At 46.0% G+C, this 25,469-nt stretch carries 30 protein-coding genes; 19 read left to right on the top strand and 11 right to left on the bottom strand.

Translation table 11 applies throughout. The features are described from left to right. Window positions 1-10: 10 nt before the first annotated feature. Entirely contained in the window at window positions 11-304 is a 294-nt protein-coding gene (locus AOC06_RS08270; RefSeq protein WP_215380131.1) for a DUF1840 domain-containing protein, read from the bottom strand. A gap of 35 nt (window positions 305-339) precedes the next feature. On the opposite strand from AOC06_RS08270, the gene argS reads away from it, so the two are divergent. The 3 genes from argS to AOC06_RS08255 are packed head-to-tail and all read left to right on the top strand — an operon-like array spanning window position 340 to window position 3,359. Further along, the gene (gene argS, locus AOC06_RS08265; RefSeq protein WP_215380130.1) at window positions 340-2,082 is read left to right on the top strand and encodes an arginine--tRNA ligase; all 1,743 of its coding nucleotides are present in this window, start codon (window positions 340-342) and stop codon (window positions 2,080-2,082) included. Window positions 2,083-2,115: 33 nt separating this feature from the next. After that, window positions 2,116-2,706 (top strand): SPOR domain-containing protein, encoded by a 591-nt coding sequence (locus AOC06_RS08260; RefSeq protein ID WP_255879946.1) that lies wholly within the window; start codon window positions 2,116-2,118, stop codon window positions 2,704-2,706. Continuing rightward, window positions 2,703-3,359 (top strand): thiol:disulfide interchange protein DsbA/DsbL, encoded by a 657-nt coding sequence (locus AOC06_RS08255; RefSeq protein WP_215380128.1) that lies wholly within the window; start codon window positions 2,703-2,705, stop codon window positions 3,357-3,359. The genes AOC06_RS08260 and AOC06_RS08255 overlap by 4 nt, the downstream gene beginning before the upstream one ends. Window positions 3,360-3,382: 23 nt before the next feature. Here the strand turns inward: AOC06_RS08255 and AOC06_RS08250 are convergent, their stop codons facing one another. From AOC06_RS08250 to AOC06_RS08230, 5 genes are read right to left on the bottom strand one after another with little or no spacing between them, the layout of a single operon-like run. Beyond that, window positions 3,383-4,159 (bottom strand): SDR family NAD(P)-dependent oxidoreductase, encoded by a 777-nt coding sequence (locus AOC06_RS08250; protein WP_215380126.1) that lies wholly within the window; start codon window positions 4,157-4,159, stop codon window positions 3,383-3,385. After that, window positions 4,159-5,439 carry an SAM-dependent methyltransferase gene (locus AOC06_RS08245; RefSeq protein WP_215380125.1) on the bottom strand — a complete coding sequence of 427 codons (1,281 nt, stop codon included), beginning with the start codon at window positions 5,437-5,439 and terminating at the stop codon, window positions 4,159-4,161. The genes AOC06_RS08250 and AOC06_RS08245 overlap by 1 nt, the downstream gene beginning before the upstream one ends. Beyond that, a complete protein-coding gene (locus tag AOC06_RS08240; RefSeq protein WP_215380123.1) occupies window positions 5,436-6,221 on the bottom strand; it encodes a DUF1365 domain-containing protein in 786 nt (261 codons plus the stop codon). Before AOC06_RS08240 ends, AOC06_RS08245 begins: the two co-directional genes overlap by 4 nt. Beyond that, a complete protein-coding gene (locus AOC06_RS08235; protein WP_215380121.1) occupies window positions 6,222-7,610 on the bottom strand; it encodes an NAD(P)/FAD-dependent oxidoreductase in 1,389 nt (462 codons plus the stop codon). Next, window positions 7,607-8,125 (bottom strand): glutathione peroxidase, encoded by a 519-nt coding sequence (locus tag AOC06_RS08230; protein ID WP_215380119.1) that lies wholly within the window; start codon window positions 8,123-8,125, stop codon window positions 7,607-7,609. The genes AOC06_RS08235 and AOC06_RS08230 overlap by 4 nt, the downstream gene beginning before the upstream one ends. 155 nt (window positions 8,126-8,280) lie before the next feature. Between AOC06_RS08230 and rfaE2 the strand changes: the two genes are divergently transcribed. Then, window positions 8,281-8,769, top strand: a complete 489-nt coding sequence (rfaE2, locus tag AOC06_RS08225; RefSeq protein ID WP_215380117.1) for a D-glycero-beta-D-manno-heptose 1-phosphate adenylyltransferase — start codon at window positions 8,281-8,283, stop codon at window positions 8,767-8,769. Here rfaE2 and AOC06_RS08220 read toward each other — a convergent pair. Both AOC06_RS08220 and AOC06_RS08215 read right to left on the bottom strand, forming a co-directional pair. After that, window positions 8,766-9,584, bottom strand: coding sequence for a type III pantothenate kinase (locus AOC06_RS08220; RefSeq protein ID WP_215380114.1), 819 nt, complete (start codon window positions 9,582-9,584; stop codon window positions 8,766-8,768). The two genes, rfaE2 and AOC06_RS08220, sit on opposite strands and share 4 nt — an antisense overlap. Next, entirely contained in the window at window positions 9,581-10,375 is a 795-nt protein-coding gene (locus AOC06_RS08215; RefSeq protein WP_215380112.1) for a biotin--[acetyl-CoA-carboxylase] ligase, read from the bottom strand. Before AOC06_RS08215 ends, AOC06_RS08220 begins: the two co-directional genes overlap by 4 nt. A gap of 38 nt (window positions 10,376-10,413) precedes the next feature. Here AOC06_RS08215 and AOC06_RS08210 point away from each other — a divergent pair, with 38 nt between their 5' ends. From AOC06_RS08210 to AOC06_RS08180, 7 genes are read left to right on the top strand one after another with little or no spacing between them, the layout of a single operon-like run. Further along, window positions 10,414-11,508, top strand: coding sequence for a VanZ family protein (locus AOC06_RS08210; protein ID WP_215380110.1), 1,095 nt, complete (start codon window positions 10,414-10,416; stop codon window positions 11,506-11,508). Between the two features lie 15 nt (window positions 11,509-11,523). Further along, the gene (locus AOC06_RS08205) at window positions 11,524-11,832 is read left to right on the top strand and encodes a (2Fe-2S) ferredoxin domain-containing protein (RefSeq protein ID WP_215336461.1); all 309 of its coding nucleotides are present in this window, start codon (window positions 11,524-11,526) and stop codon (window positions 11,830-11,832) included. Between the two features lie 11 nt (window positions 11,833-11,843). After that, entirely contained in the window at window positions 11,844-12,560 is a 717-nt protein-coding gene (locus tag AOC06_RS08200; RefSeq protein WP_215380108.1) for an alpha/beta hydrolase, read from the top strand. Next, window positions 12,560-12,826 carry a YbeD family protein gene (locus tag AOC06_RS08195; protein WP_215336457.1) on the top strand — a complete coding sequence of 89 codons (267 nt, stop codon included), beginning with the start codon at window positions 12,560-12,562 and terminating at the stop codon, window positions 12,824-12,826. Before AOC06_RS08200 ends, AOC06_RS08195 begins: the two co-directional genes overlap by 1 nt. A gap of 29 nt (window positions 12,827-12,855) precedes the next feature. Next, window positions 12,856-13,497, top strand: a complete 642-nt coding sequence (gene lipB, locus AOC06_RS08190) for a lipoyl(octanoyl) transferase LipB (protein ID WP_215380106.1) — start codon at window positions 12,856-12,858, stop codon at window positions 13,495-13,497. Between the two features lie 11 nt (window positions 13,498-13,508). After that, a complete protein-coding gene (lipA, locus tag AOC06_RS08185) occupies window positions 13,509-14,513 on the top strand; it encodes a lipoyl synthase (RefSeq protein WP_215380104.1) in 1,005 nt (334 codons plus the stop codon). Beyond that, window positions 14,476-15,102: a hypothetical protein gene (locus AOC06_RS08180; protein WP_215380103.1), complete on the top strand. Its 627-nt coding sequence runs from the start codon at window positions 14,476-14,478 to the stop codon at window positions 15,100-15,102. The genes lipA and AOC06_RS08180 overlap by 38 nt, the downstream gene beginning before the upstream one ends. On the opposite strand, the gene AOC06_RS08175 is transcribed toward AOC06_RS08180, so the two are convergent. Continuing rightward, a complete protein-coding gene (locus AOC06_RS08175; RefSeq protein ID WP_215380101.1) occupies window positions 15,099-15,353 on the bottom strand; it encodes an accessory factor UbiK family protein in 255 nt (84 codons plus the stop codon). The genes AOC06_RS08180 and AOC06_RS08175 overlap by 4 nt on opposite strands. Before the next feature lie 262 nt (window positions 15,354-15,615). Here AOC06_RS08175 and AOC06_RS08170 point away from each other — a divergent pair, with 262 nt between their 5' ends. From AOC06_RS08170 to ptsP, 8 genes are all read left to right on the top strand, one after another. Next, entirely contained in the window at window positions 15,616-16,533 is a 918-nt protein-coding gene (locus AOC06_RS08170; protein WP_215288664.1) for a TorF family putative porin, read from the top strand. Window positions 16,534-16,557: 24 nt separating this feature from the next. After that, entirely contained in the window at window positions 16,558-16,896 is a 339-nt protein-coding gene (locus AOC06_RS08165) for a P-II family nitrogen regulator (RefSeq protein ID WP_112205519.1), read from the top strand. A gap of 13 nt (window positions 16,897-16,909) precedes the next feature. Beyond that, a complete protein-coding gene (locus AOC06_RS08160) occupies window positions 16,910-18,376 on the top strand; it encodes an ammonium transporter (protein WP_215272747.1) in 1,467 nt (488 codons plus the stop codon). Window positions 18,377-18,479: 103 nt separating this feature from the next. Beyond that, entirely contained in the window at window positions 18,480-19,778 is a 1,299-nt protein-coding gene (gene gshA / locus AOC06_RS08155; protein ID WP_215380099.1) for a glutamate--cysteine ligase, read from the top strand. A gap of 38 nt (window positions 19,779-19,816) precedes the next feature. Next, complete coding sequence (gshB, locus tag AOC06_RS08150; RefSeq protein WP_215380097.1) at window positions 19,817-20,758, top strand: glutathione synthase; 942 nt, start codon at window positions 19,817-19,819, stop codon at window positions 20,756-20,758. A gap of 2 nt (window positions 20,759-20,760) precedes the next feature. Continuing rightward, window positions 20,761-21,201 (top strand): PTS sugar transporter subunit IIA, encoded by a 441-nt coding sequence (locus AOC06_RS08145; protein WP_215380095.1) that lies wholly within the window; start codon window positions 20,761-20,763, stop codon window positions 21,199-21,201. Continuing rightward, entirely contained in the window at window positions 21,202-21,471 is a 270-nt protein-coding gene (locus AOC06_RS08140) for an HPr family phosphocarrier protein (protein WP_215336438.1), read from the top strand. It begins immediately after the preceding gene. Between the two features lie 2 nt (window positions 21,472-21,473). Further along, entirely contained in the window at window positions 21,474-23,228 is a 1,755-nt protein-coding gene (gene ptsP, locus AOC06_RS08135) for a phosphoenolpyruvate--protein phosphotransferase (RefSeq protein WP_215380092.1), read from the top strand. Window positions 23,229-23,247: 19 nt separating this feature from the next. Here the strand turns inward: ptsP and AOC06_RS08130 are convergent, their stop codons facing one another. Continuing rightward, window positions 23,248-24,000 (bottom strand): HesA/MoeB/ThiF family protein, encoded by a 753-nt coding sequence (locus tag AOC06_RS08130; RefSeq protein ID WP_215380090.1) that lies wholly within the window; start codon window positions 23,998-24,000, stop codon window positions 23,248-23,250. A gap of 27 nt (window positions 24,001-24,027) precedes the next feature. After that, window positions 24,028-25,467, bottom strand: coding sequence for a S41 family peptidase (locus AOC06_RS08125; protein ID WP_215380088.1), 1,440 nt, complete (start codon window positions 25,465-25,467; stop codon window positions 24,028-24,030). Window positions 25,468-25,469 lie beyond the last annotated feature (2 nt).

Genomic DNA, 25,469 nt, shown 5'->3' with positions numbered 1-25,469 from the left:
CTAAATTAGCCTAAACACCCCACATTACCGGCTCTTTTTTAGCGCTCGATTCTTTTAGAAGTTCTAAAAAAGGGTAGGCGCGCTGCCCCAAGCGATCGCTTTGTTTAGGTTTATCGTTTTCTTTGCGCTCCTCTAGGTCATTCAAAATGGCAGTTTCTAGCAAAGTGATTAAGCTGGGGAGCTGCTCAACGGTAAAGATACCCTGAGCTTCGAGTTGGCGCCCCAGAATAGCAAAAATCCGCTCAGTCAAATCGCTGAGCATAATCACATCGGGGCCCGCCTTGGAGCGAAATTGATAGATCATTCTGATAGCTTACCACCTGATAAACTCACTCTTCTATGTTGCTAACCAATAAAAATCGTTTAGTCGCAATGCTGAGCGCCGCTTTAAAGAGTTTGGCCCTAGAGCATGGCCAAGCGCAGTCGGCTCAGCCACGCCTAGAGCGGCCTAAAGCGGTTGAACATGGTGATGTTGCTTGCAATATTGCACTACAGATTGCTAAAGCATGGCAAATGAATCCTCGGGAATTGGCTCAAGCTCTAGTCGAGCGCCTCAAAATACAGGCTGGCTATGATGAGTTAATTCAAGCTTGTGAGATTGCTGGTCCAGGATTTATTAACTTTCGTTTGAGTAATGCGGCCAAGACTTCAGTGATCAATGAGGTCTTGACTGCTGGCGAAGCTTTTGGAGTTGTACCGGTTGGCCCAAATTCTCCTAAAGCCATGATCGAGTTTGTCTCTGCTAACCCAACGGGACCTTTGCATGTTGGACATGGAAGACAGGCCGCACTTGGTGATGCTCTGGCTAATTTATTGGCTACCCAAGGTATACGTGTACATCGAGAGTTTTATTACAACGATGCAGGCGTACAAATCGCCAATCTGGCGCTATCAGTTAAGGCACGTCTTGATGGACTAAAGCCTGGCGATTCAGAGTGGCCGGAGCAGGCTTATAACGGTGAATATATTGCTGATATTGCACAGGCATTTAAAGGGTCTGCAGCAGATATATCTAGCGCTTCCACAGAAGATCGCTTGGAGGCAATTCGTCAGTTTGCAGTTGCCTATTTGCGCAATGAACAAGATATTGATCTTAAAACGTTTGGTGTGCAATTTGATTGTTACTATCTTGAATCTTCTTTATATACCGATGGCAGTGTTGCTCAAATCGTGCAAGACTTAAGTCAGGTCGGAAAGACCTATGAGTCTGAGGGCGCCTTATGGCTCAATACGACTTCGGATGGAGACGATAAAGATCGTGTGATGCGCAAGTCTGATGGAAGTTTTACTTACTTTGTGCCTGATGTTGCCTACCATACCAGCAAGTGGCAACGTGGCTTTGAGAAGGTGATTAATGTTCAGGGAAGCGATCACCACGGTACGATCGCACGAGTTCGCTCAGGTCTTCAGGGTGTAGCACAAAAGCGGGGATGGACTATTCCCAAAACCTATCCTGAATATGTCTTGCATAAGATGGTAACCGTGATGCGCAATGGCGAGGAAGTCAAGATTTCTAAGCGCGCAGGATCTTATGTCACCGTCCGAGATCTGGTTGAATGGTCTGGTGGTGTTAGTGATGAGATGAACGAGGCAGATCGTGCCCTTGCTTTGCAGCGTGGTCGTGATGCAGTGCGTTTCTTCTTAATTTCGCGCAAAGCTGATACTGAATTCGTATTCGATATTGATTTAGCTCTGCAACAAAATGATGAGAACCCTGTGTTTTATGTGCAATATGCCCACGCACGGATTTGTTCGATCCTCCAACAGTGGGGTGGTCAGCCTAGTGAGTTGATGACTGCAGATTTATCTTTACTCAATAGCAAAGCTTCTGATCATCTTTTAAGGCGCTTGGCCGAATATCCGGAAATGCTGGCAACGGCAGCAACAGAGCTAGCACCTCATGCCCTCGCTTTTTATCTGCGAGATTTAGCAGGAGATTTCCATACTTTTTACAATGCTGACCGGGTCTTGGTCGATGATCCAGCCTTAAAGTTAGCGCGCATCGCTTTGCTTTCTGCAACGCGGCAAGTGCTGCAAAATGGCCTGAAATTGCTAGGGGTTTCAGCACCCACTAAGATGTGAGCAAGGCTTGCAGTGAAAATGTAAGATGAGGATATGATGAAAAAATCGAATCAATTGTCACGCTTCACAACTCAAGACCATTCTGAACATGGTGGGACTCTCATCGGATTCGTGCTTGGTCTCGCAGTCGGTCTTGGGGCCGCTCTTTTGATTGCGTTTTACTTGTCCAAAAATACACCCCAGGAAAGACCTGGAGTACGCGCCCCAAATCTCCCCTTAAATATCAAATCTGCTCCAAGCTCGGATGGCCAGGATTCAACACCGCCAGCGCCACTAGATTTAAATAAACCCTTGCAAGGTAAAACGACTGCACCGGCTTTAGATCCGATTGGGGATTTAGTTAGTGGCAAGAAGGCTCCTGATCCGGCCCCAGCGGCCAAAGCAGAGGCTGAATTCTTTTTGCAAGTCGGCGCTTTTAGTAAGCAAGCAGATGCAGATGCTCAAAAAGCAAACTTAGCGATTCAGGGAGTGCAATCGCAGCTCAGCGAGCTCACAACTGATGGCAATACGGTGTGGCGCGTCAGAGTTGGTCCATTCAACTCAGCCGATGACAGTAAAGCGGTCAGCGATAAGCTAAGTAAAATGGGCATCAAAACTACTCTGATTAAATCCAATAAATCATGATCACATTCAATAGAAGAGCAATCCTTTTTATTTCCTGCTTACTATTAGTTGGGGTAGCAAACGCGCAAGGCAAAATACCTGGCGGAAAAATTGAAGAAGGATTTGAATATCGAGTATTGCCTGATGCGCAGCCAGTTACTGCAAAGGGAAAGGTTGAGGTTATCGAATTCTTTTGGTACGGATGCCCACACTGTTATGACTTTGAACCTGAATTAAGTGCCTGGGTTAAGAGCCAGCCCAAAGATGTTGCTTTTCATAGGGTACCAGTTGCCTTTAGAGAGGATTTTTTACCGCATAGCCAGCTTTACTATGCGCTATTGGCCATGGGTAAGGCCGATGCTCTGAATGACAAAGTTTTCTATGCAATTCATAAAGAAAATAAACGCCTCTTAACTGAAAATGAAATTGCAGATTGGGTAGCCTCACAGGGCATCGATCGAAATGCGTTTTTAACGAACTATCGCTCGTTTGCAGTGGTTTCAAAAGCAAAAGCGGCCAACCAATTGGTGATGCAATACCGCATTGATGGTGTGCCAACGATTGTGATGCAAGGTCGCTACGTTACTTCACCTTCTATTGCTGGCTCCAAAGCAAAGGCAATCGAAGTGATAACTTTCTTGGAAGACAAGATTCGCAAGGATCGTTACAAATAATCTAGCTCTTGCTAGAGGTGATATTAAATCTTCACGAAGCGTCTGACGATCCAAAAGTAAATAGGGTAGGGCAAAATTCTGAGGAACTTCAAAAAACCTGAGAATTGCTTTGGGAAGTGAATGTCAAACTCCCCCTTTTGAATGCCAGATAAGATTTCTTGGGCAGCCTTTTCAGCAGTGATGAGTGCAGGCATTTCGAAATCATTTTGGGCTGTAGCCTCGGTAGCGACAAATCCAGGGGAAATCATATGCACGCTCACTCCATCAGGAAGCAAGTCGTAATAGAGGGTCTCGCAAAAATTGATGATGCCCGCTTTACTTGGACCATAAGCTAGTGCTTTAGGTAAGCCACTATAGCCCGCTACACTCCCCACAATTGCGATATGTCCATCATGTGCCTTGAGCATAGCAGGTAAGACAATCGATACGGCCCTCATCGGGCCTAGTAAATTCGCATCGATTGTTTTTTCAGCAGCATCTATCCCAAATTGATCCGCTCTTAGTGGAATATATAGGCCCGAAACAAAGAGGAGTAAATCAATTCCTCCCCATTGATTCGAGATGGTTTGATAGGCAGCTTGCATTTGCTCTGTATTAGTAACATCTAGAGGAAGAACCAAGCTCTGAGATTGGGAATATTCCGCTGCAATCGTATTCAGTCGCTCAACACGACGACTAGATAAGGCGACTTTGGCGGATTGTGAAAGTAAGGCCTTGGCGCAGGCTTCACCAATTCCGCTAGAAGCCCCAATGACCCAGACTCGTTTACCTGCGAATTGCTCAATGCCTTTTTGCTTCATCAGTGAGGGGCCCCTTGGGCTTTTAACCCGGATTGATGGCTGAGTGTGAATTGAATGACGTCAATACTGCCCTGAGCAAAACCTGCCGCACAGTACATTAAGTAGAAATTCCATAAGCGAATAAATGCTTCATCAAACCCAAGACGTCTTACCTCTTGTAGCTTGCCATTAAAGCTATCGCGCCAAATACAAAGTGTTTTTGCATAGTCCAGACCAAATGCAAATTCAGATTCAATTTTCAACCCTGCCTTTTCAGCATAGGATTTAAATACTGAACGCGATGGCAGCATTCCGCCCGGGAAAACATATTGCTGGATAAAGTCTGTGCTATTGCGGTAGCGTGCAAAGAGTTCGTCAGCAATCACAATTGTCTGTATACAGGCTTTACCACCTACCTTGAGGCAATCCGCAATCGTTTGAAAATATTCAGGCCAGTGATTCTCGCCAACTGCTTCGAACATTTCAATCGAGGCAATACCGTCAAATCGCTCTTTGCAGTCTCGATAGTCCTGAAGATGGACTTCAAACTGATTCTGACTACCAAGGTTTTTCAGTCTTTCTTCTGCGAAGCGCTTTTGTTCAGTTGATAGCGTCAGCCCGATGACATTCATGCCTGCATGAATGGCTTCTTCCATAAAGCCACCCCAGCCACAGCCAATTTCTAAGATTTCGCTATTGGGCTTGATATTAAGAGATTGAAGAATGCGCTTAATCTTGGCTTTTTGGGCGCTAGCTAATGTTTGTTTGTCGTCATTTGCAAACCATGCGCTGGAATAGCTCATGGTTGGATCGAGCCAAAGCGTGTAGAAGGCATTTCCAAGATCGTAATGAGCATGAATATTTTTTCGGCTACCTGATTTGGTGTTATCGCGCAGAAAATGTTTGATGCGATAAAACAGAGATCCGTACCAGCTACCGTAGATCACTTTTTCTAGTAAAGCACGGTTACAAACAGCCAAATCTAGTATTGCTTTTAAATCTGGTGTATCCCAGTGACCCTTGATATAGCTTTCGGCAAAACCAATATCGCCATGAGAAAGGGTGGCCTTAAATACAGACCAATCCAGAATTTGAATTTCAGCATGCAGGATGTCCGACGATGATCCAAATTGGCGAGTGCTGCCATCCGGAAGGCGCATCACCAAAAACCCAGTCTGGAGCTTTTCTAGAAGCTTCAGTAATGAGCTTGCAGCAAAGCCTCCCTGATGGGGCTTGTTATTTTTTCTCTCAGGACGCGAGAAGCTCAGACGAGAGAGAAGGGATTGACCAGGACGATTCATCTACTAACTTCAAGTTCAGGAGGTTTGGGTTTTGAGTGAAAAGGAACGCCTTTAAGCCACAACTTCAATGCTTGCCAGTGAATCCTAAAAATTACACCTAAGCTCATTAAAGGATAACGCAAGAATGCTATGTAAAGCATTTTTCGACTCAGCTCGCGAGCCTCCCCGCTGATGCTGGTATTGATTAAGGGCAAGCCATCGTCATGCAATTCAATACGGTATAGGGAGTGATGTTTGCTATTGCTATCGTTAGGAAAGAGAAAGCGGAAGTGGTATTCGCCGCTCACCGAGCAAAATGGAGAAACATGAAAGACTTTCTGAGAGAGCAGGGTCTCCCCGGAGCAGAGAGGTTCACCAGAATCCTTAAATAGAAGATAGCAATGTCGCTCGCCAAAAGTATTATTCACCTCTGCCAGAACTGCTTGAACTTCACCATTGGCGCGAGTGCATAGCCAAAAACTGACAGGATTAAAAACGTAGCCCAATATTCTGGGGAAGGTTTGCAGCCAGATTTCGCCATCAACATTTGGAATGTGATTTACCTCTAGAATTTTTTCAATCCATTGGAGGGAGCAGCTGCCTCCTAGGCCATGATCTCGATCATGAAAAGCAAATAATCCGGCTTGGTTATCGCTAACCCCATGCTTGCTTAACAGTTGGGGCGCTTGTTTTCTGGAGCGCATCGGTATAGATAGCGTAAAGACTCCATAAGAAAACGCATTTTGAGCTGGTCTAAAACGACGATGTTGAACTAATCCAAAATTGATCTTGGCTTGATTCATTTATTGGGCGTCTTGGGTCCGACGAGATTGTGAGGGCGAGTGAATATTTTCAAGTAAGTCTTCTGCAACCAGTTCACCCGAGCGCAAGCCATCTTCATGAAAGCCAAAGCCAGTCCATGCACCGCAATACCAAATTCCATTATTTCCTTGAATCAACGGTAATTGCTTTTGCGCCTGAATGGCTGCCATATCAAAAACGGGATGGGAGTATTCAATCTCTGAATGTACCAATCGAGGATCCGGATCAGTCGATGGGTTGAGGCTGACAATGATGGGTGTATTTTTAAGTGCATCAGGCAAAGGCTGCAAACGATTGATGAGGTAATTCACGCTCACGTGTTTCTTTGAAGAAGGTGCTGCGCCAGATTTCGCGGTGTAATTCCAGGCTGCCCAACAGCGTTGTGTTTTGGGTAGGAAATGCTGATCCGTGTGCAAAAAGGCGCGGTTCTTTTGATAAGGAATGGCAGCCAAAATGTTTTGTGCAGTCTGATCGATCCCTTTGACGAGTTCCAAACTTTGATCACTATGGCAGGCCATCACCACTTCATCAAATAGAGCGCTGCCATTTAAACTGATGACTTCGACTGGCGAATCACCATCTTGACTAGCATTGACTTGAATCACTGCTTCCCGCTGAATTTTTACTTGATGCTGCTCGAGCACAGCTACGATACGCTTTACATATTCTCTCGATCCACCCTGGACTGTAAGCCACTGAGGGCGATTCTGGATTTGTAATAGTCCATGGTTATGACAGAAGCGCACCATCGTTTGAATTGGGAACTCCAGCATTTGCTCAACCGAGCAAGACCAGATCGCACCAATCATCGGAAGAAAATAATTCTCTCTAAAGCTTTGGCTGAAGCGATTGCGATTTAAAAAATCAGCGATAGGCTCATCGGGTTCTGCATATTCTTGCCCAGCAAGAATTTGTTTCTGAGCCAACTTAGTGGCAAGACGATTAAAGCGCAAAATATCGAAAGCCATTGTCCAGAATGATCTAGAGAATAGGTTTGCTCTTTGTCCAAAAAAGGAATTGAGATCATTGCCAGCCCATTCAATCTTGCGGTCACCGCGGTGTTGATCATCGGGCGAGATCGAAACAGAAAAAGACATCTCAGAATTCGCGATCGGTGCTTTGATTTGCTCAAATAAGCGCAGTAAGCGAGGATAGGTTTTGCGATTAAAAACTAAGAAACCAGTATCAATGCCATATTGAATTTTGCCGCTTGGCGTATCTAAAGAAAAATCTACCGTATTGCTATGGCCGCCAATATGATCGCCGCCTTCATAGAGGGTAATTTCAGTCTCAGGACACTGTCTTAATGCATAGGCGCAACCAAGCCCAGAAATACCCGCGCCAATGATGGCAATTCTTTTTTTACTCACTGAACCTTTTCCCCTAATAGCTTTTGGATTTCATCAAGCACACTGCTACTTGTTGGCTTGGTCATGCTCCCAAAAGAATCTACAACATTGCCATTACGATCGATTAAGTATTTATAGAAATTCCATTTAGGAGTTGTACCAGTTTTAGCGATTAGCATTTTGAACAAAGGATTCGCAGTTGAGCCGCTCACAGAGCTCTTGGCAAACATCGGAAATTTGACATCGTAGGTATTTTTACAAAAGTCGGCAATCTCTTTATTACTGCCCGGTTCTTGCTGGCCAAAATCATTCGATGGGAATCCTAAAACGACAAAGCCTTGATCCTTATATTTGGCATAAATCTTCTCTAAGTCTTCGTATTGACCCGTAAAGCCACAGTAGCTGGCAGTATTGACGACCAATAGCACCTTGCCTTGGTATTGGCAAAGATTTTGAGGCGCTTCGTCCTGAAGGCGAGGGAAGGTATGAGAAAGCAAGGGGCTGCAACTTGCTGGCGCAGCTTTAACGGAATCCATGCCTAATCCTAGTAAAAATGGAGTCATGCTCAGAAGTGCTATTAATCTATGAAATCGGGTCATGGTGCGCCTGTAAATAAGGTGTCTAGGTGTGCAAGTCTAAGACATTCTGGGGAATGTCGTTTGACAGTATCAAAAGCCTTTAATATTGAGTCATGACTTCGCTGCCAATGCCATCTTTTGAGGAAAAAATCTGCCCGCCTGAGCAGTTACACGAGCGGATTGCACAATTGCCCAGATCTCTGGTTTTTACTAATGGGGTTTTCGATATTCTTCACCGCGGCCATGCAAGCTACCTTGCGCAAGCAAAATCCTTGGGCGCTAGTTTGGTGGTTGGAGTCAACTCAGATGCCTCTGTCAAGATGTTGGGCAAAGGCGATGATCGTCCGATTAACAGTGAAGCCGATCGCTTAGCCTTATTAGCAGCATTAGAAAGCGTAGATCTGGTAGTGATCTTTACTGAGAAAACCCCTGTGAAGCTCATTGAGCAGATTCGTCCCGATATTTATGTCAAGGGCGGTGATTATGAAATTGATACGCTCGATGAGACAAAACTGGTTAAGACTTGGGGTGGCAAAGCGATTGCGATCCCTTTCGTGTATGAGCGCTCAACCACTACCTTATTAGGGCGTATTCGGTCTTAAGACTTTTGAGACTGCAGTAGCCAGGACCATAGTCCGCGCAGTACCAAACCATCAACGCATTCAACAAGGCCTAAGCTTGGCGTTAAGCCTTTTTGAATCGCTTGATGCAAAATTTTGGCATTACCGCCATCTAAATAAATCCGCTCAATTGGATGATTGATTGACTTAGCAATCTGTGCAGCATATTCAATTGCGCCAAGCTGTGCTGCATCACAGCCAGAAATGATTGCATCATTTGTATTGAGTCCAAAGCCGGAGTGCTCGGCTGAACGAATAGCTAGAGGTAGCTGAGCAGTATTTACTTGCAGCCCGGATTGCATCAAATCTAAGCCTGGCAGAATCCAGCCGCCGTAATGTATGCCATTCGCTCCCAGTAAATCAATCGTCGTTGCCGTTCCACTATTGACCACTAAAGTATTGGCGCTGGATAGTGCGCGAGCACCGATGAGGCCAGCCCAGCGGTCTGCCCCAAGCTTCTTAGGCTCTTGATACAGCGTCCGCATTCCATTGAATGTAGTGTTGCCAGTGAGTTCTTGCCAGACCAGATCATCCCATTGCGGAAACAGCGTTTTCAGATTGGCGATTGCTTTGTCGCCGGCGACGCAAGCAAAAGCAATGGCATCAGGTTTGGGAAGGGTCTTAGCAATGTAGTCAGCAAGTTCAGCCCGATGTTCAGCAGACTCTAAAGATTTACTACTGATTGAACCAGAGTAAGCCCATAATTTTTTCTGACGATCAGAGGGATTATGAGTGGATTCAATCGCAGCCCATTTCATTCGGGTATTGCCAATATCAAACAATAAGTAGAGACTCATTTTGTAATCCTCAAGGAAACATCTCCCGCATGAATGCTGATCATTTTTTCTTCAGTCTCTAATCTAAGAGCGCCAGAAGCATCGATTCCTCGCGCAATGCCCTCAATCACTTCTTGGCCTGCTCCAGTAATGCGGACAGGATGATTTTGGTAAGCATCCCAATGCATCCAAAGTTTTTGATATTGGCTAAAACCTGCTTGATCAAAATAAGACAGTACAAATTCCAATTCCTCAACCATTTTTAACCAAATCCATTCTGCATCGGGCACTGTTTCTTGCGGATTGAGGAGTTGATCTAATGCGGTAATGGGATATTCTTGCTGCAATGCCTCATTAAAAGCATGCGCATTTTGTAGATTGATCCCAATGCCAATAATCATCCAGCTTGGATCACCGATTTTTGTTTGACCACCTTCAATCAAAATGCCGCCTAGCTTTCCTTGATTTAGCAATAAATCGTTTGGCCATTTGAGGCGTAATCCCCTTTGGTAGAGAATATCTTCTGAAAGATTTAGTGCTTTCGAAATCCCTGAGATTGCTGCTAATCCGACCAGTAGGCTCAAACCAGAGAGGTCTGCGAGTTTTCTGTGGAAGGGGTATGCCAAGGAAAAACATAGTGAATCCTTTGGACTGGCTAACCAAGATCTCCCTGCTCTACCTTTGCCGGCGGTCTGATGTTGAGCCAGACGCGCAATTGGATCAATTAACTCACCAGCACGCCAGCGCGCCATAAGATCATCATTAGTGGATTCGGTCTCTGCGACGCGTTCAAGGATGCAATGGCTACTCATTAGGCTATTGTAGAAAGGTCTAGCCTAGAATTGGGGGAATGCAAGCTCAAGATCAAAGACCCCGGAAGTTGGTTTGGCCAGTACAGGCCATGCCTATGGCTAGGGTATTGAGTTTGGCCTATGCACTATTAATTCTGTATGTGAGCCTGAATCCCTTTGATTTTGACTTTGAAACTAGCCTAGCCCCCTGGGCCTGGTTGGATGCCCCATTACCCCGATTCATTACCCTCTTTGATGTTTCGGTCAATATCCTGGCTTATATCCCGCTGGGATTTTTGCTGGTTTTTGCTGCCTATCCACGTTGGCGCAATTTTGTAGCCTTGGGATTAGCGCTCTTGGCTAGCGCTGGATTGGCATTCCTCGTGGAATCTCTTCAAACCTGGTTGCCGACCCGTATTCCGAGTCAGATGGATTGGTGGGCAAATATCCTGGGTGGTGTCTTGGGAGGCTTGCTAGCTATCCCCTTGGGGCCAGAATGGCTTTCCGGAAGCGTCATTAGGCGATGTTTTGACCAATGGTTTGGTCTGAATTGGATTGCTTGTGCCTTACTGCTGCTTTTTCCTTGGGCTCAGATTTACCCGCAAAGCTCTTGGCTGGGTACTGGGGTATGGGGGCAAGCCATTTTTGGCTCGATTGATTGGGGCACGACGGTGGTTAACCATTTTTTGCAGGAGACATTGATTACCTCAATCTGCTGGCTGGGCGCTGCTTTACTCCTTTCCCTGGGGATGAGACCAAAGGCGCCACAGTGGCGCATCCTCAATGGCTTGCTATTGCTGACTATTCTCATTAAGACGCTCTTCACCGCCTTACAGTTTGGCGCTGAGTACAGCTTGCTTTGGTTGACCGATGGCGCACTCTGGGGGATGCTGATCGCTAGCGTAACTTTGAAATGGGCATTGCAGTTACCGAAAGTTCTCAAAACGTGGCTGGCTTTGGTCTGCTTACTCGGGAGTTCTTTAGCAATGTATGTATTACCTGATAACCCCTATTTTATTTTGACCTTGCGCCATTGGTATCAAGGACGCTTACTGCACTTTAATGATTTAATGCAATGGGTCTCCATAGCATGGCTACCCCTAGCCTTAGTTTGGCTATTGTGGGATAAATTGAGCATTCGCCTGAAATATTGATCGATATAATTTCTTATGAGCTTCTCACACCATCTATTTTTTTGTCTCAATGAGCGTAGCAACGGTGACAATTGTTGTGCTCAACACAATGCATTCGCACTATTTGAATATGCCAAAAACCGAGTAAAAGAATTGGGCTTAGCCGGGCCTGGAAAGATTCGTGTGAATAAAGCCGGCTGCCTAGACCGTTGCAATGATGGTCCTGTGATGGTCGTTTATCCAGAAGGAATTTGGTACACCTTTGTAGATACTGAAGATGTTGAAGAGGTCATTCAGTCTCATCTAATTGAAGGACGTGTAGTTGAACGTTTGCAATTAATTTAAAGAATATTTTTATGAATAGTCGCACCCAAGTGATGACGATTGCCGGCCTTGTTGGTCCGATTCAAATCTCGATTGATCTGCCTGATGAGCTCAAAGTTGACCCCGCATTTCCTGTCAGGGGCTTGGCTTTGGTGGCACACCCTCACCCCTTACTGGGCGGCACAATGGACAACAAGGTTGCGCAAACGATGGCGCGCGCCTTCAATCAGCTCGGCTATGTTAGCGTCCGCCCAAACTTTCGGGGGGTTGGTGAAACGGCTGGCGTGCATGATGATGGTCGCGGTGAGCTGGAAGACCTGTTGCATATTAGTGACTGGATGCGAACCCCATCTTCTTGGGCAAACCTTCCAGTGACGCAAGCTCAGAATTGGGTAAACGCTGCGAATGATTTGCCTTTTGTGGTGTCAGGCTTTTCCTTTGGGAGCTTTGTAGGTAGCCATTTAATCCAACGACTCATTGACTTGGGGCGTCCGGCCGAGCGCCTGGTGATGGTGGGTAGTGCTGCGGGCAAATGGGAGCTAGCTCCTGTCCCGGCGGATACGATTTTGATTCATGGCGAGTTAGATGAAACGATCCCCCTAATCGATGTTTTAAATTGGGCGCGCCCTCAAGAGCTCATTGTCCAAGTGGTTCCTGGAGCAGATCATTTTTTTCATCGGCGCCTTCACTTGATTCGTAACATCATTACAGGCGCCTGGTTAGGTATGCCTGATCACCGGAGTCAATAATGGCTGAAGAAAAATCCCTGATTGAATACCCATCTGTTTTTCCGATTAAGGTGATGGGTAAATCAGTTCCTGAATATTTGCCAGCGATTATTCACATCGCTAAACAATTCGACCCCATTTTTGATGAGAGCAAGGTTGAGCAAAGGCCTTCTAAGGATGGTAATTACCTAGGTATTACTTTGCCTATTAATGCAACAAGTCGTGAGCAACTCGATGAGTTATATAGAACGCTATCAACCCATCCCCTCGTGAGTATGGTGTTGTAAGAGCCAAGTACCGGCAATTAATCTTATCAATGCGTATTCTTGTAAAGCAATTGGGCTTAGTAGACTATTCCGCAACCTATGAAGCGATGCGTGAATTTACCCAGAAACGAACAGCCGATGCTTCTGATGAGATTTGGGTGCTAGAGCATCACCCTGTCTTTACTTTAGGTCTCGCGGGTGATCCACAGAACCTGCATTCGCCTAGTGCTGATATACCTCTGGTTGAAGTCGATCGAGGTGGTGAGATTACCTATCATGGCCCTGGGCAAATCGTGATCTATTTACTTCTGGATCTGAAGCGTCTTGGGATATTTGTGAAAGAGCTAGTCTCGAGGATTGAGCAAGCCCTGATGGATACCCTGGCTGAATATGGACTGCAAGCAGAGCGCCAGGCAGGCGCCCCCGGTATCTATATAGCAGCGCAAGAAAAAGTGCCACAGGAGTGGGTAGGCGCGAAGATTGCTGCCTTGGGTCTGAAAGTCTCCAAAAGCTATTCTTATCATGGCTTAGCCTTAAATGTATCGACTGATTTGGCGGCTTTTGGCCGTATCCACCCTTGTGGATATGAGGGTTTGCGGACAGTGGATATGCAAACCTTAGGGATCAAGGACAATATAGAGAATGTTTCCCAAAAGTTAGTGGAGAACTTAAAGCGACACCTACAGAAGTAATGACTTCATCAATGACTACCAATAAAAACGACCCCCAGATTGAAGAGCGCAAAGATCTGAACTATGACGCCTCTCGCAAGCAAAAGTCGAGCGAGAAGACGGCGCGTATTCCGATCAAGATTGTCCCGCTCGAGCAGATGCTAAAAAAGCCAGATTGGATTCGAGTTAAGGCAGCCTCTGGCAATTCTCGTTTTTCAGAGATCAAAAAGATTTTACGTGAGAACGAGTTGGTAACCGTTTGCGAAGAAGCGAGCTGTCCGAATATTGGCGAGTGCTTTGGTAAAGGTACTGCAACTTTCATGATCATGGGTGATAAGTGCACACGCCGTTGCCCATTTTGTGATGTCGGTCATGGAAGGCCGGATCCACTTGACCAGAAAGAGCCTCACAATTTAGCTAGGACGATTGCTGCACTCAAGCTCAACTACGTCGTGATTACTAGCGTGGATCGTGATGATCTACGTGATGGTGGTGCGATGCATTATGTTGACTGCATTACTCAAAGTAGAGCGCTCTCACCGAAGACCCGCATTGAAGTGTTGGTGCCAGACTTTCGGGGGCGCCTAGATAAAGCCCTGGATATTTTTTCAGAGCATGCGCCCATGGGTCTGCCTGACGTGATGAATCACAATTTAGAAACAGTTCCTCGTCTATACAAGGAAGCGCGTCCTGGCGCAGACTATTTACACTCGCTAAAGTTATTAAAAGATTTCAAGGCTCGCTTCCCCCATATTCCCACTAAGAGTGGTCTGATGGTGGGTCTCGGTGAAACCGATGAAGAAATCTTGGCAGTGATGCGCGATATGCGCGAGCACAATATTGACATGCTTACGATTGGTCAGTACTTGGCGCCTTCAGGTCACCACTTGCCTGTCATGCGCTATGTGCACCCTGATGTCTTTAAGCATTTTGAAGAAGAAGCTTACAAGATGGGCTTCTCCCATGCGGCTGTTGGCGCTATGGTACGTTCTAGTTATCATGCCGATCAACAAGCTCACGAGGCTGGGCTTGTTTAGAGCAAAGATTGCTCAAGCCCTATTGAGCATTGCATTAACGTTTGGAATGCTGGCTTGCAGTCCAAGCTTGAATTGGCGCACTGTTCAAGCCCCTGAAGAAAGTTATTCGACTTTATTTCCAGCGAAGCCCGATAAGCTAGAAAGAAATCTTCCGTTTCAAGATCAAGAGATTCATCAGGTGCTCCAAGCTGCTAAAGTTGGTGACGATATCTACTCGGTTAGCAGTATTCATCTGGTTGGAAAGCAAGTAGAGTTCTTGCCAAAGATTTTGGAGCAACTGCAAAATAATGTATTGAACAGAGCCGGGGTTAATCTGCAAAATGCAGTGACTCAAGAGAGCTACTATCGCAATGCAAATCAACAACGTATTGCGGCAAAGAATTATTTTTTAGAATTTCCATCAAGCGAAAAAAATAATCCAACTCATCAACTCATGCGCGTAATGTGGGTTGAGAGTGCTGTTGAAAATAATGGCGTATGGATTTATCAGCTGGCTGTATTAAGAACTGGCGCTAGCAAAGAAGATCCAAAAACAGTTTTAACGAATGAAGCATTCTCACCGTTTTTTGAAGAGTTCAAACTCGATTAAGCCTTTTCCAGGGCAGCCACTTTAGCTTCGAGTGCTTCTAATTTCTCACGAGTCTTTGCAAGTACTTTGGATTGCAATTCAAACTCTTCGCGAGTAACCAGATCCATTTTTTGAAAACCTTGATTCATCATGGCGCGCACATTCTTTTCGATCTCTTGCGCCGGTGAATTTTTAATCGCCTCACTCACTTTGTTTTGCATATCACCTGCGATACGTTGAATTTGCTCGAGGATTTCACCGGGTTTTTGCATGATCTAAAGGGCCCAAATTGGTTAATGTTGCTTAAAAGTCACAGGATTCATTTTAATTTGGATGGGAATTTAAGGTGGCCGTGCCTAAAAAGACCCTAAAACTGGCCTAAATGGCAGTTTTCAATGTAATTTATGTCCCATTTTGGTGCATATGCATTGAATTGGTGAATTCTAAAGTTTCAGTCTCATGACAAACCCTCATGATTGCACCATGCAATATGCATTAACCCCTTTTTTATTTACAACCAGTAGGAGTAATTTTATGAAATCTTTACAAAAGAAAGCAATCTCTGCAGTAGCTGTAGGCTTGTTGACTGGCTTGGCGTGTGCATCAGCATTCGCGGAAGACGCACCAGCAGCTGATGCGCCTGAAGTCAGCCCAATCACTGCCAACGTGACTGTCGCAAGCAACTATATTTATCGTGGCTTGACACAAACCAATAACAAACCAGCTATTCAGGGCGGATTTGATTACGCTCATGAGAGTGGTTTATATATTGGTAACTGGAACTCGAACATTAGCTGGATCAATGATGGTTATGGTGCCTCTAGTAATCCAAAAACTGTCGCTGGAGTATCAGCACCAATTGAGATGGACTTTTATGCTGGCTTCAAGAAGGAATTGATCGGTGAAGGTTTTGCGTCTGACGTCGGCGTCTTGCAGTATTACTACTCAACATCTGGCCTGCCAGGAATTCAGTCAAGTGCTACCGTTAATGCAAATCCAACAGCACGTCAAGCTGCCGGTGTAAATCCCAGCACTACTGAGTTATATGCAGCGCAAAACTTTACATTTGGCCCTGCAACTGGATTCTTGAAGTTTTCCTATGCAGTAACTAACCTCTTCGGTATCTACAATTCAAGCGGGTCTTTCTACCCAGACTTGACAGCAAACTATGACACAGGCATGTTCGGCGTAACTGTAAATGCACACGTTGGTTACCAATATGTACCAAATAACATCGTTGTTAATAGCGGTGCATATGCCGGTACTTGGAATTCAAGCTACGCTGACTGGAAGCTTGGCTTGACTAAAGACTTCGGTGGTGGCTTATCTGGTTCTGCTTACTACACTGGTACAAGTGCTCAGAAGGTTGGAAGCACTTACATTTATGCCACTCCTAACGGTGGTAACCAAGGTCGCGGTAACGCAGTTGTAGCTCTGACAAAAACTTTCTAATTCTTTCCCTGAACGGAGAAACGCATGAAATTAATCACCGCAATCATCAAGCCATTCAAGCTTGACGAAGTGCGCGAAGCTCTCTCAGAAGTGGGAGTTTCGGGCATTACCGTTACTGAAGTTAAAGGTTTCGGTCGTCAAAAGGGCCACACAGAGTTGTATCGTGGCGCTGAGTATGTTGTCGACTTTTTGCCTAAGGTAAAGATCGAAGCTGCTGTTGAAGATGGCATCTTAGAAAAAGCTATTGAGGCGATTGAGAAGTCCGCCAAAACTGGCAAGATTGGCGACGGCAAGATTTTCGTCTCCCCTGTTGAACACGTCATTCGCATTCGTACCGGTGAAACCGGCGCGTCAGCACTTTAAAGAGAGGTTGAAAATGTTAACTTGGATGAAACGACTTATCGCTGGTAGCGCGATGGCTATGGCTATCGGCGCAACCGGTGTCATGGTTAGCGCACCAGTATTTGCTGATACAGCGAAGCCTGCTGTTTCTGCGCCTGCTGCCGCTCCAGCTGCTGCGGCTCCTGCCGACACAGTAAACAAAGGCGATACCGCTTGGATGTTGATTTCTACAGCACTCGTGCTGTTGATGACCCTTCCTGGTTTGGCTTTGTTCTACGGCGGTCTGACACGTAGCAAAAACGTACTGTCTATTTGTATGCAGTGCTTCATGATCTTCTCAGTGATAACGGTACTCTGGTCGCTTTATGGATACAGTTTGGCGTTCACGGAAGGCGGAGCATTCATCGGTGGAACAGATCGACTCTTTTTGGCTGGCTTGACTCCAGACTCTATTGCAGCAACCTTCTCAAAGGGTGTTGGTATTCCTGAGTACGTATTCATGGCTTTCCAAGCTGTGTTCGCGACAATTACTTGCTGTTTGATCATTGGTTCATTCGCTGAGCGCGCTAAGTTCTCTGCAATTTTGATTTTCATGATCCTCTGGTTCACATTCAGCTACTTGCCAATCGCACACATGGTTTGGTTCTGGCCTGGTCCTGATGACATCAAAGATGCCGCATCACTCGACGCTATTACAGCTCGTGCTGGTTGGTTGTGGCAGAAGGGTATTCTCGACTTTGCTGGTGGCACCGTTGTTCATATCAACGCTGCTATCGCTGGTTTGGTTGGCTCCTTCGTTATCGGTAAGCGTTTGGGTTACGGCAAAGAGCCAATGAAGCCACATAACTTGGTTTACGTTATGTCTGGTGCTGCACTCTTGTGGTTCGGTTGGTTTGGCTTTAATGCTGGATCAGCTCTTGAGGCTAACGGTAGTGCTGCATTGGCTTTCGTTAACACCTATTTGGCAACTGCTGCAGCTGTTATCGGCTGGTCATGTGCTGAGTGGATTCTCAAAGGCAAGCCATCCATGTTAGGTGGCGCATCTGGTTGCGTAGCAGGTTTGGTTGCTATTACTCCAGCTGCTGGCTTTGTAGGCCCAATGGGTGCTCTCGCTATCGGTGTTGCTGCAGGTGTAGTTTGCTTGTGGGGCGTAACAGGACTCAAGAAAATCTTGGGCTCTGACGATAGCTTAGATGTATTCGGTGTACACGGCGTTGGTGGTATCTTGGGCGCCTTGTTAACCGGTGTGTTTGCTGACCCAGCATTGGGTGGCACAGGTATCTGGGATTATGTTGCTAATGCAGTTGCCCCTGATTACTCTATTGCCAGCCAATTGTGGATCCAAGCTCAAGGCGTGATTACTACCTTGATCTGGTCTGGCGTAGTTTCTTTCATCGCCTTTAAGTTGATCGATATGGTTATTGGTCTGCGTGTTAAGGAAGAAGAAGAGCGCGAAGGCCTGGATATTGCTTCCCACGAAGAATCAGCTTACGAGTCTTAATTAGTTCATTACCCCTCAATCAGGCGGCCTTCAGGTTGCCTGATTTTTAAGCGCGGAATCCTTGGATTCCGCGTCTTTCTTTTAATAATCTTACAATGGTGAAATGGTTCCACATCTCATCACAGCCCTTAGCGGTCCCTTGCTCGAGCTCGAGTCCAAGGTTCTAGAAGCAACCCCAACAATTGAGCGCTGGTTTAGGCTGGAGTGGCAAGAGCACACCCCTCCGTTTTACTGCTCAGTTGATCTCCGAAATTCGGGTTTCAAGCTCGCGCCAGTAGATACCAATCTATTCCCAGGCGGATTTAATAATTTATCGCCCCAGATGTTGCCTCTTGCCGTTCAGGCAGCGATGGCTGCAATTGAGAAGATCTGCCCTGAAGCAAAGAATCTATTATTGATTCCGGAGCGTCATACCCGCAATACCTTCTATCTGCAAAATATTGCTCGCTTATCTTCTATCTTGCGTCAAGCAGGTTTGAATGTCCGTTTAGGTACTTTGTCAGACGAGATTCAGAAACCAACTTGGATTGAGTTGCCCGACGGCAATCGTTTATTGATGGAGCCTTTAGAGCGCTTGGGTTTGAAGAAGCAGCGCCTCGGCTTGAAAGATTTTGATCCTTGTTCCATTTTGCTCAACAATGATTTATCTGCAGGAATTCCTCCTGTTCTAGAAAATATTTATGAGCAGTATTTATTGCCCGGCTTGCACGCAGGCTGGCAGACTCGTCGTAAATCAAATCACTTTGCAGCCTACGAAGAGGTTGCGAAGAAGTTTTCTAAAGTGGTCGATATCGATCCTTGGATGATTAGCCCCTTTTTCACGAGCTGTAAGAATGTGAACTTTCATGAGCGCAGGGGTGAAGACGAGCTACAAACAGCTGTTGAGCAGATTCTGAAAAAGACTGCCAAGAAATATCGTGAGTACGGCATTAAAGAGAAACCTTATGTCGTAGTCAAAGCCGATGCTGGCACCTACGGCATGGGAGTCATGGTGGTACATGATCCTGCGCAGCTAAAAGATCTCAATCGCAAAGATCGCAACAAAATGAGCGTTATCAAGGAAGGTCTTGAGGTCAACGATGTATTGATCCAAGAGGGTGTCTACACCTTTGAGAAAGTTAATGAAGCTGTGGCGGAGCCGGTGGTTTATATGATTGATCGTTATGTCATTGGTGGCTTCTATCGTGTTCATACTGATCGTGGACCAGATGAAAACCTCAATGCCCCTGGAATGCATTTCGTACCACTGGCTTTTGAGCAAAACTCAATGCCTGATCTGCAGGCCAAGCCCGGTAGCGCAGCACCAAACCGTTTTTATCTGTATGGCGTTGTTGCTCGTCTGGCTTTATTGGCCGCCTCTCTGGAGTTGGAGCGGACCGATCCTGATGCTGAAGTCGTTTAATGTGCCTGCATTGCTAATGGCGATATAGAGGTAGATGAATGGATTTTTTATTTATTGCCGATCCACTCGAGAGTTTTAAGGTCTCGAAAGACTCCACCTTGGCGATGATGCGCGCTGCCCAGACAGCAGGGCATCAATTATGGTTTGCAGAAAGTCGCAATATTCTTTGGAGCGGCGAGACAGTCATTGCTGATTGCCAAGCGCTAGCAATCAAGCCCAGTGGACATTCTTGGTTTGAGTTGAGCAAAACCGAGGCACGTGCTCTAAAAGATTTTTCTGCAGTACTGATGCGTACCGATCCTCCTTTTGATATTGAATACCTGAATACCACTTGGCTCTTGTCGGCGGCTGTACGTCAAGGTGCGAAGGTATTCAACGACCCAAACGCCATTCGTGATCATTCAGAAAAGTTGTCGATCACTGAATTTCCTGAGCTTACCCCCCCAACTTTAGTGACTCGTGAACTTTCTGCCGTAGTGAAGTTTCATGAAGCGCATCGCGATATTGTCATTAAGCCATTGGATGGTATGGGTGGAATGGGTGTGTTTCGTGTCGGGGCTGATGGCCTCAACTTGGCAAGTATTGTTGAAACGCTGGGAGAGAATGGCTCTAGAACCTTAATGATTCAGCGTTTCTTGCCAGAGATTGCGCAGGGTGACAAGCGGGTGCTTTTGATTGGCGGTGAGGTAGTGCCTTTTGCCTTGGCCCGTATCCCGCAGGGGAGTGAGATTCGGGGTAACTTAGCTGCTGGAGGTAAGGGGGTGGCAATGCAGCTCACTCCTCAAGAATTAGGCCTTGCACAAAAGTTGGCCCCATTGCTGAATCAACGCGGTTTATTTTTAGTAGGATTAGATTTAATTGGCGGGTATTTGACTGAAATCAATGTCACAAGCCCGACTTGTTTTGTTGAGATAACTGAGCAAAGTGGCTTTGATGTAGCTCAGTTTTGGCTAGAGGCTTTAGAGAAAGCATTGAAATAAAAATGGCTGGAATTATTATTGTTGCGCATACTCCGGTAGCAAGTGCCATGTACGGGTTTGCAGAGCACATTTTTGGTAAATCGCCTGAGCGAGTCAGGGCAATTGATATTCCACCTTATGAGGATACAAAGGTCAGTTTTGAGCGGGTGCTACAAGCGGCGAATGAAGTTGATAATGGCAATGGAGTTCTAGTACTAACCGATGTGATGGGCGCCACTCCTGCTAATGTGGCCACTAAATTAGAGACCAGTGGCTCGTCATCTGGTCTGCATCCAAAAGTCATTGTTTTGGCAGGCTTAAATCTGCCAATGTTGATGCGTTGTATTTCACACCGAGAAGATGGGCTAGATTCTTTGGCCCTCAAGGCCTTGCAAGGCGGTCAAAACGGAATCCTTCGCTTGGGAAATAAAGTTGCCACAGAAAAAATTCAGGAGCAAACATAAATGCCAGTTGCCGATATTCAGATTGTGAATAAGCTTGGATTACATGCTCGGGCCTCTGCTAAGCTCTCTCAACTAGCGGCTGAGTTTCCCTGTGAAATATTGCTATCACGCAATGGACGTCAAATTAATGCAAAAAGTATTATGGGTGTCATGATGTTAGCCGCCGGTATTGGCAGTACTGTGACGCTTGAAACGATTGGTGATAAAGCGGATGAGGCCATGCAGGCCTTAACCGAGCTGATTAATAATCGTTTTGGTGAGGCTGAATAACCATGACATTTGCCTTGCACGGTATTCCGGTATCGAAGGGTATTGCAATTGGCAAGGCAGTGTTGATTTCGCGTGCGGCATTAGAGGTCAGTCACCATGTGATTGAGCCGGGCAAAGAAGAAGCGGAAGCGCAAAAATTATTAGATGCCTTTGAGCAAGTTCGTTTAGAGCTAGATCAGTTGCGCAAAGGCCTGCCTAAAGATGCCCCTCAGGAGATGGCGGCTTTCTTGGATGTTCATGGCATGATTCTGGCCGATCCTGCACTTGCTGAAAAACCACTCAAGCTGATTCGGACTGAGCGCTTAAATGCAGCCTGGGCCCTGACAACCGAATTGAATGATTTACTCGAGCAGTTTTCTGAGATTGAGGATGCCTATCTCAAAGAGCGTGCAAATGATATTCGTCAGGTGGCTGAGCGTGTTTTAAAGGCTCTTAGTAATCAGCAATCCGATTCTTTACAAGAACCCGATGCTCTACCAACGAGCGAGCTTGGAGCAGATGCCATTATCGTTGCGCATGACATTGCTCCGCATGATATGTTGCGTTTTAAAGAACATGCTTTCACGGGCTTTGTAACGGATCTCGGAGGTAAGACCTCGCATACCGCCATTGTGGCGCGCAGTATGGAAATACCTGCAGTGCTTGGCGTGCGACACGCTAGTGAAATGATTCGGCATGGCGATTGGCTCATTTTGGATGGAGAGCATGGGGTAGTGATCGTTGCTCCAGATGAGCAATTATTAGCTGAGTATCGCGCTCTTCAAGTCAAAGCAATCGAAGAAACTAGTAAGTTACAGAATCTGAAGCACTCCAAAACCTGTACAGCAGATGGAGTAGCCATTGAATTATTTGCCAATATTGAGCTTCCTGAAGATGCTATTCAGGCTGTTGAGTTTGGGGCGGTCGGTGTGGGTTTATTTCGTTCTGAATTCTTATTCATGGATCGTAATCAGGCATTGCCAGATGAAGAGCAACAATACGAGGAATATCGGCGCGTTATCGAATTAATGCATGGCTTGCCAGTGAATATCAGGACGATAGACGTGGGCGCAGATAAAGCCCTTGGGGCTGGCAGTGATTTATCGCAAACAGGAACTTCACCATTAGGCTTGCGAGCGATTCGTTGGTCCCTCACTGAACCAGAAATTTTCCTAACGCAATTAAGAGCAATTTTGCGGGCATCAGCTCATGGACAGGCTCGGATCATGATTCCGATGCTGGCGCATGCAAAAGAGATTCATGAAACATTTCGCTTGATTGAAAAGGCCAAACTGCAGTTGCATCAACGAGGCCAATCATTTAATCCCAACATCCAAGTTGGAGCCATGATTGAGATCCCTGCGGCTGCTTTGACGCTTCCTTTATTCATTCACCACTTTGATTTTTTATCGATTGGGACAAACGATTTAATTCAATACACTCTAGCAATTGACCGGGCTGATCATGCCGTGGCACATTTGTATGACCCTTTGCATCCCGCCATCTTGAGTTTGCTTTACACCATCATCACCCAGGCAAATGAAGCGAAGACACCGATTGCTATTTGTGGTGAGATGGCTGGCGACCCTACATTGACTAAGCTATTACTGGCAATGGGCTTAACTGACTTCTCCATGCACTTCAGTCAACTTTTACTGGTGAAGCGTGAGATACTGAAGGCCAATGTCAGTGAGCTCAAATCTCACCTCCCTGAAATACTGAAAGCAGTTGAGCCAGAGGCTCAGGCGATCGCGCTTGAGCACCTCTTAGCGAGTTAGATTCACTTAGTAAATCGGTTTAGTGACGATTGCCACAAACTGAGCATTCAGGATTGCGTTTTAAGCGAATTTCATCGATTTGGGTGGTGAGCGCATTCCAAAGCAGCATTCTGCCGATCAATGGATCACCAAAGCCGATCAGGAGTTGAAGGGCTTGGGCTGCTTGAATGCTCCCAATGATGCCTACTAGTGGGGCAAAGACACCCATACTTGCACAATTTGTTTCTTCAAACTGCTCCTCTGGAGAAAAGATACAGGCATAGCAGGGTGATTCAGGACTACGAATATCAAAGACATTCACCTGGCCGTCAAAGCGAAGCGCAGCTCCTGAAACCAAGGGCAACTGGTGCTCGACACAAGCGAGATTGATGAGCTGTCTTGTCGCATAGTTATCAGTGCAATCCAAGACAATCTGTGCTGTTGGCAGAAGTAGATTCAGCAACTCGGCGCTTGCCCTTTCCTCAACAGCAATGAGTTCAATCGTGCTATTCAGCTGCTCCAGAAATTGTTTTCCAGATGCAGCTTTATTTTGCCCAATCGTTTTGTGGGAGTGCATCACTTGCCGTTGAAGATTGGTTAAATCAACCTGGTCATGATCAACCAAAGTCAGTTTGCCGATACCTGCTGCAGCTAGGTAGGGGGTTGCAGCACTGCCAAGTCCTCCTGCACCAATAATGACTGCGTGTGAGGCAAGCAGTTTTTCTTGGCCAGCAACATCAATCTCTTCGAGAAGCAAGTGCCTTGAATAGCGCAGTAGCTGTTCATCATTCATTTTCTATCTCGAGAGGTGCTAACGGATTTATTCGAGTTTGGAAGCAGAACGCTTAACAGTGCCACCATTTAAGTAGGAGACAGCTTGCTCGAGCATAAAGTCATCAGGACTACCAAGTTCGATAGGCTTTTTAGCCTTAGCCTTTTCAGCTTCTTTTTCTTGATCGGTCTTCTTTGCATTTTTTTCTTCAATGCGCTGCATCTCTTCTAAACGACGCTTTTCACGATCAGCAATTAATTTTTCTTCAGATGCCTGTTTATTACGAAGATGTTTCTCGCTATCTACCTCGCGAGTAATCAGGACATCATCTGGATCGCCATCTTTACTTTGATCTACCGCAATGTCAGGCTTAATACCAAAAGCTTGAATAGATCTGCCATTAGGTGTGTAGTAGTAAGCAGTCGTAATCTTGAGGGCGCTGTCATTGGTGAGGGGGCGCACAGTTTGTACGGAACCTTTACCAAAGGTGGTCTTACCGATAATCGTTGCACGTTTGTAATCTTGTAGAGCACCTGCCACAATTTCAGAGGCTGAAGCAGAGTAGGCGTTTACCAAAACTACCATCGGAAGTTTCTTAAAGATTTCAGGGACGCCAGCAAGGGGATCGCCAGGCTCATTTAATCGATACATGGCTGGAGTGGCATTAAATACTTGCTTTGAATCTTGCGTTTGACCTTTGGTAGAAACAATCACTGCATCGTTTGGTAAAAATGCCGCTGCAACACCGACTGCACCTTGTAAGAGGCCACCACCATTATTGCGAAGGTCCAAGATAATCCCTTTTAGCTTGGGATCTTGCGCTGCCAACTCAGTCAGTTTTTTAGCAAGATCTGGAACGGTTCGCTCTTGAAAGCTGGTGACGCGCACCCAAGCAATATCCTTATCTAAAATCTTGGCTTTGACTGATTGCACTTTAATTTCTGCGCGAGTGATTGTGACAGGAAATGTCCGTTCTTCGCTCTTGCGATAAATGGTCAAAGTAATTTTTGTACCAGGAGTGCCACGCATGGTTCGAACGGCTTTATCAAGAGACATGCCACGGACAGGCTTGTCGTCTAAGCGAGTAATTAAATCCCCAGCCTGAAGGCCAGCACGCTCTGCGGGACTGCCTTCAATGGGATTCAAGACTTTCACCAAGCCATCCTCAGAGGTGATTTCAATTCCGAGACCAGCAAACTTACCTGTAGTTAGCTCCTGCATCTCTTCAAAATCTTTTTTATCTAGAAATGTGGAGTGAGGGTCAAGGCTACTGACCATACCCTTTACTGCATCTGTTAATAATTGCTTATCTTCGATTGGTTCAACATATTCACGTTTGATCTGGGCAAATACGTTAGAGAGGGTGCGAAGCTCATCTAAAGGCAGAGTTGTATTTTGTTGGGCAGTTGCCGACAATTGAATCGTTGCTGCAACTCCAGCAATTAAGCCAATTGCAATGAGGGCAAAATTCTTTAAAAATTGGCGCATAT

It is taken from the genome of Polynucleobacter paludilacus, from assembly GCF_018687595.1.
In the GTDB taxonomy this organism is placed as follows: domain Bacteria; phylum Pseudomonadota; class Gammaproteobacteria; order Burkholderiales; family Burkholderiaceae; genus Polynucleobacter; species Polynucleobacter paludilacus.
This window is presented reverse-complemented; position numbering and strand designations above follow the sequence as displayed.

What these genes read in the sequence shown, in the direction of transcription:
- AOC06_RS08270 (WP_215380131.1), bottom strand. Translation starts at nt 304, where the DNA reads ATGATCTATCAATTTCGCTCCAAGGCGGGCCCCGATGTGATTATGCTC.
- argS (WP_215380130.1), top strand. Translation starts at nt 340, where the DNA reads ATGTTGCTAACCAATAAAAATCGTTTAGTCGCAATGCTGAGCGCCGCT.
- AOC06_RS08260 (WP_255879946.1), top strand. Translation starts at nt 2,116, where the DNA reads ATGATGAAAAAATCGAATCAATTGTCACGCTTCACAACTCAAGACCAT.
- AOC06_RS08255 (WP_215380128.1), top strand. Translation starts at nt 2,703, where the DNA reads ATGATCACATTCAATAGAAGAGCAATCCTTTTTATTTCCTGCTTACTA.
- AOC06_RS08250 (WP_215380126.1), bottom strand. Translation starts at nt 4,159, where the DNA reads ATGAAGCAAAAAGGCATTGAGCAATTCGCAGGTAAACGAGTCTGGGTC.
- AOC06_RS08245 (WP_215380125.1), bottom strand. Translation starts at nt 5,439, where the DNA reads ATGAATCGTCCTGGTCAATCCCTTCTCTCTCGTCTGAGCTTCTCGCGT.
- AOC06_RS08240 (WP_215380123.1), bottom strand. Translation starts at nt 6,221, where the DNA reads ATGAATCAAGCCAAGATCAATTTTGGATTAGTTCAACATCGTCGTTTT.
- AOC06_RS08230 (WP_215380119.1), bottom strand. Translation starts at nt 8,125, where the DNA reads ATGGATTCCGTTAAAGCTGCGCCAGCAAGTTGCAGCCCCTTGCTTTCT.
- rfaE2 (WP_215380117.1), top strand. Translation starts at nt 8,281, where the DNA reads ATGACTTCGCTGCCAATGCCATCTTTTGAGGAAAAAATCTGCCCGCCT.
- AOC06_RS08220 (WP_215380114.1), bottom strand. Translation starts at nt 9,584, where the DNA reads ATGAGTCTCTACTTATTGTTTGATATTGGCAATACCCGAATGAAATGG.
- AOC06_RS08215 (WP_215380112.1), bottom strand. Translation starts at nt 10,375, where the DNA reads ATGAGTAGCCATTGCATCCTTGAACGCGTCGCAGAGACCGAATCCACT.
- AOC06_RS08210 (WP_215380110.1), top strand. Translation starts at nt 10,414, where the DNA reads ATGCAAGCTCAAGATCAAAGACCCCGGAAGTTGGTTTGGCCAGTACAG.
- AOC06_RS08205 (WP_215336461.1), top strand. Translation starts at nt 11,524, where the DNA reads ATGAGCTTCTCACACCATCTATTTTTTTGTCTCAATGAGCGTAGCAAC.
- AOC06_RS08200 (WP_215380108.1), top strand. Translation starts at nt 11,844, where the DNA reads ATGAATAGTCGCACCCAAGTGATGACGATTGCCGGCCTTGTTGGTCCG.
- AOC06_RS08195 (WP_215336457.1), top strand. Translation starts at nt 12,560, where the DNA reads ATGGCTGAAGAAAAATCCCTGATTGAATACCCATCTGTTTTTCCGATT.
- lipB (WP_215380106.1), top strand. Translation starts at nt 12,856, where the DNA reads ATGCGTATTCTTGTAAAGCAATTGGGCTTAGTAGACTATTCCGCAACC.
- lipA (WP_215380104.1), top strand. Translation starts at nt 13,509, where the DNA reads ATGACTACCAATAAAAACGACCCCCAGATTGAAGAGCGCAAAGATCTG.
- AOC06_RS08180 (WP_215380103.1), top strand. Translation starts at nt 14,476, where the DNA reads ATGCCGATCAACAAGCTCACGAGGCTGGGCTTGTTTAGAGCAAAGATT.
- AOC06_RS08175 (WP_215380101.1), bottom strand. Translation starts at nt 15,353, where the DNA reads ATGCAAAAACCCGGTGAAATCCTCGAGCAAATTCAACGTATCGCAGGT.
- AOC06_RS08170 (WP_215288664.1), top strand. Translation starts at nt 15,616, where the DNA reads ATGAAATCTTTACAAAAGAAAGCAATCTCTGCAGTAGCTGTAGGCTTG.
- AOC06_RS08165 (WP_112205519.1), top strand. Translation starts at nt 16,558, where the DNA reads ATGAAATTAATCACCGCAATCATCAAGCCATTCAAGCTTGACGAAGTG.
- AOC06_RS08160 (WP_215272747.1), top strand. Translation starts at nt 16,910, where the DNA reads ATGTTAACTTGGATGAAACGACTTATCGCTGGTAGCGCGATGGCTATG.
- gshA (WP_215380099.1), top strand. Translation starts at nt 18,480, where the DNA reads ATGGTTCCACATCTCATCACAGCCCTTAGCGGTCCCTTGCTCGAGCTC.
- gshB (WP_215380097.1), top strand. Translation starts at nt 19,817, where the DNA reads ATGGATTTTTTATTTATTGCCGATCCACTCGAGAGTTTTAAGGTCTCG.
- AOC06_RS08145 (WP_215380095.1), top strand. Translation starts at nt 20,761, where the DNA reads ATGGCTGGAATTATTATTGTTGCGCATACTCCGGTAGCAAGTGCCATG.
- AOC06_RS08140 (WP_215336438.1), top strand. Translation starts at nt 21,202, where the DNA reads ATGCCAGTTGCCGATATTCAGATTGTGAATAAGCTTGGATTACATGCT.
- ptsP (WP_215380092.1), top strand. Translation starts at nt 21,474, where the DNA reads ATGACATTTGCCTTGCACGGTATTCCGGTATCGAAGGGTATTGCAATT.
- AOC06_RS08130 (WP_215380090.1), bottom strand. Translation starts at nt 24,000, where the DNA reads ATGAATGATGAACAGCTACTGCGCTATTCAAGGCACTTGCTTCTCGAA.
- AOC06_RS08125 (WP_215380088.1), bottom strand. Translation starts at nt 25,467, where the DNA reads ATGCGCCAATTTTTAAAGAATTTTGCCCTCATTGCAATTGGCTTAATT.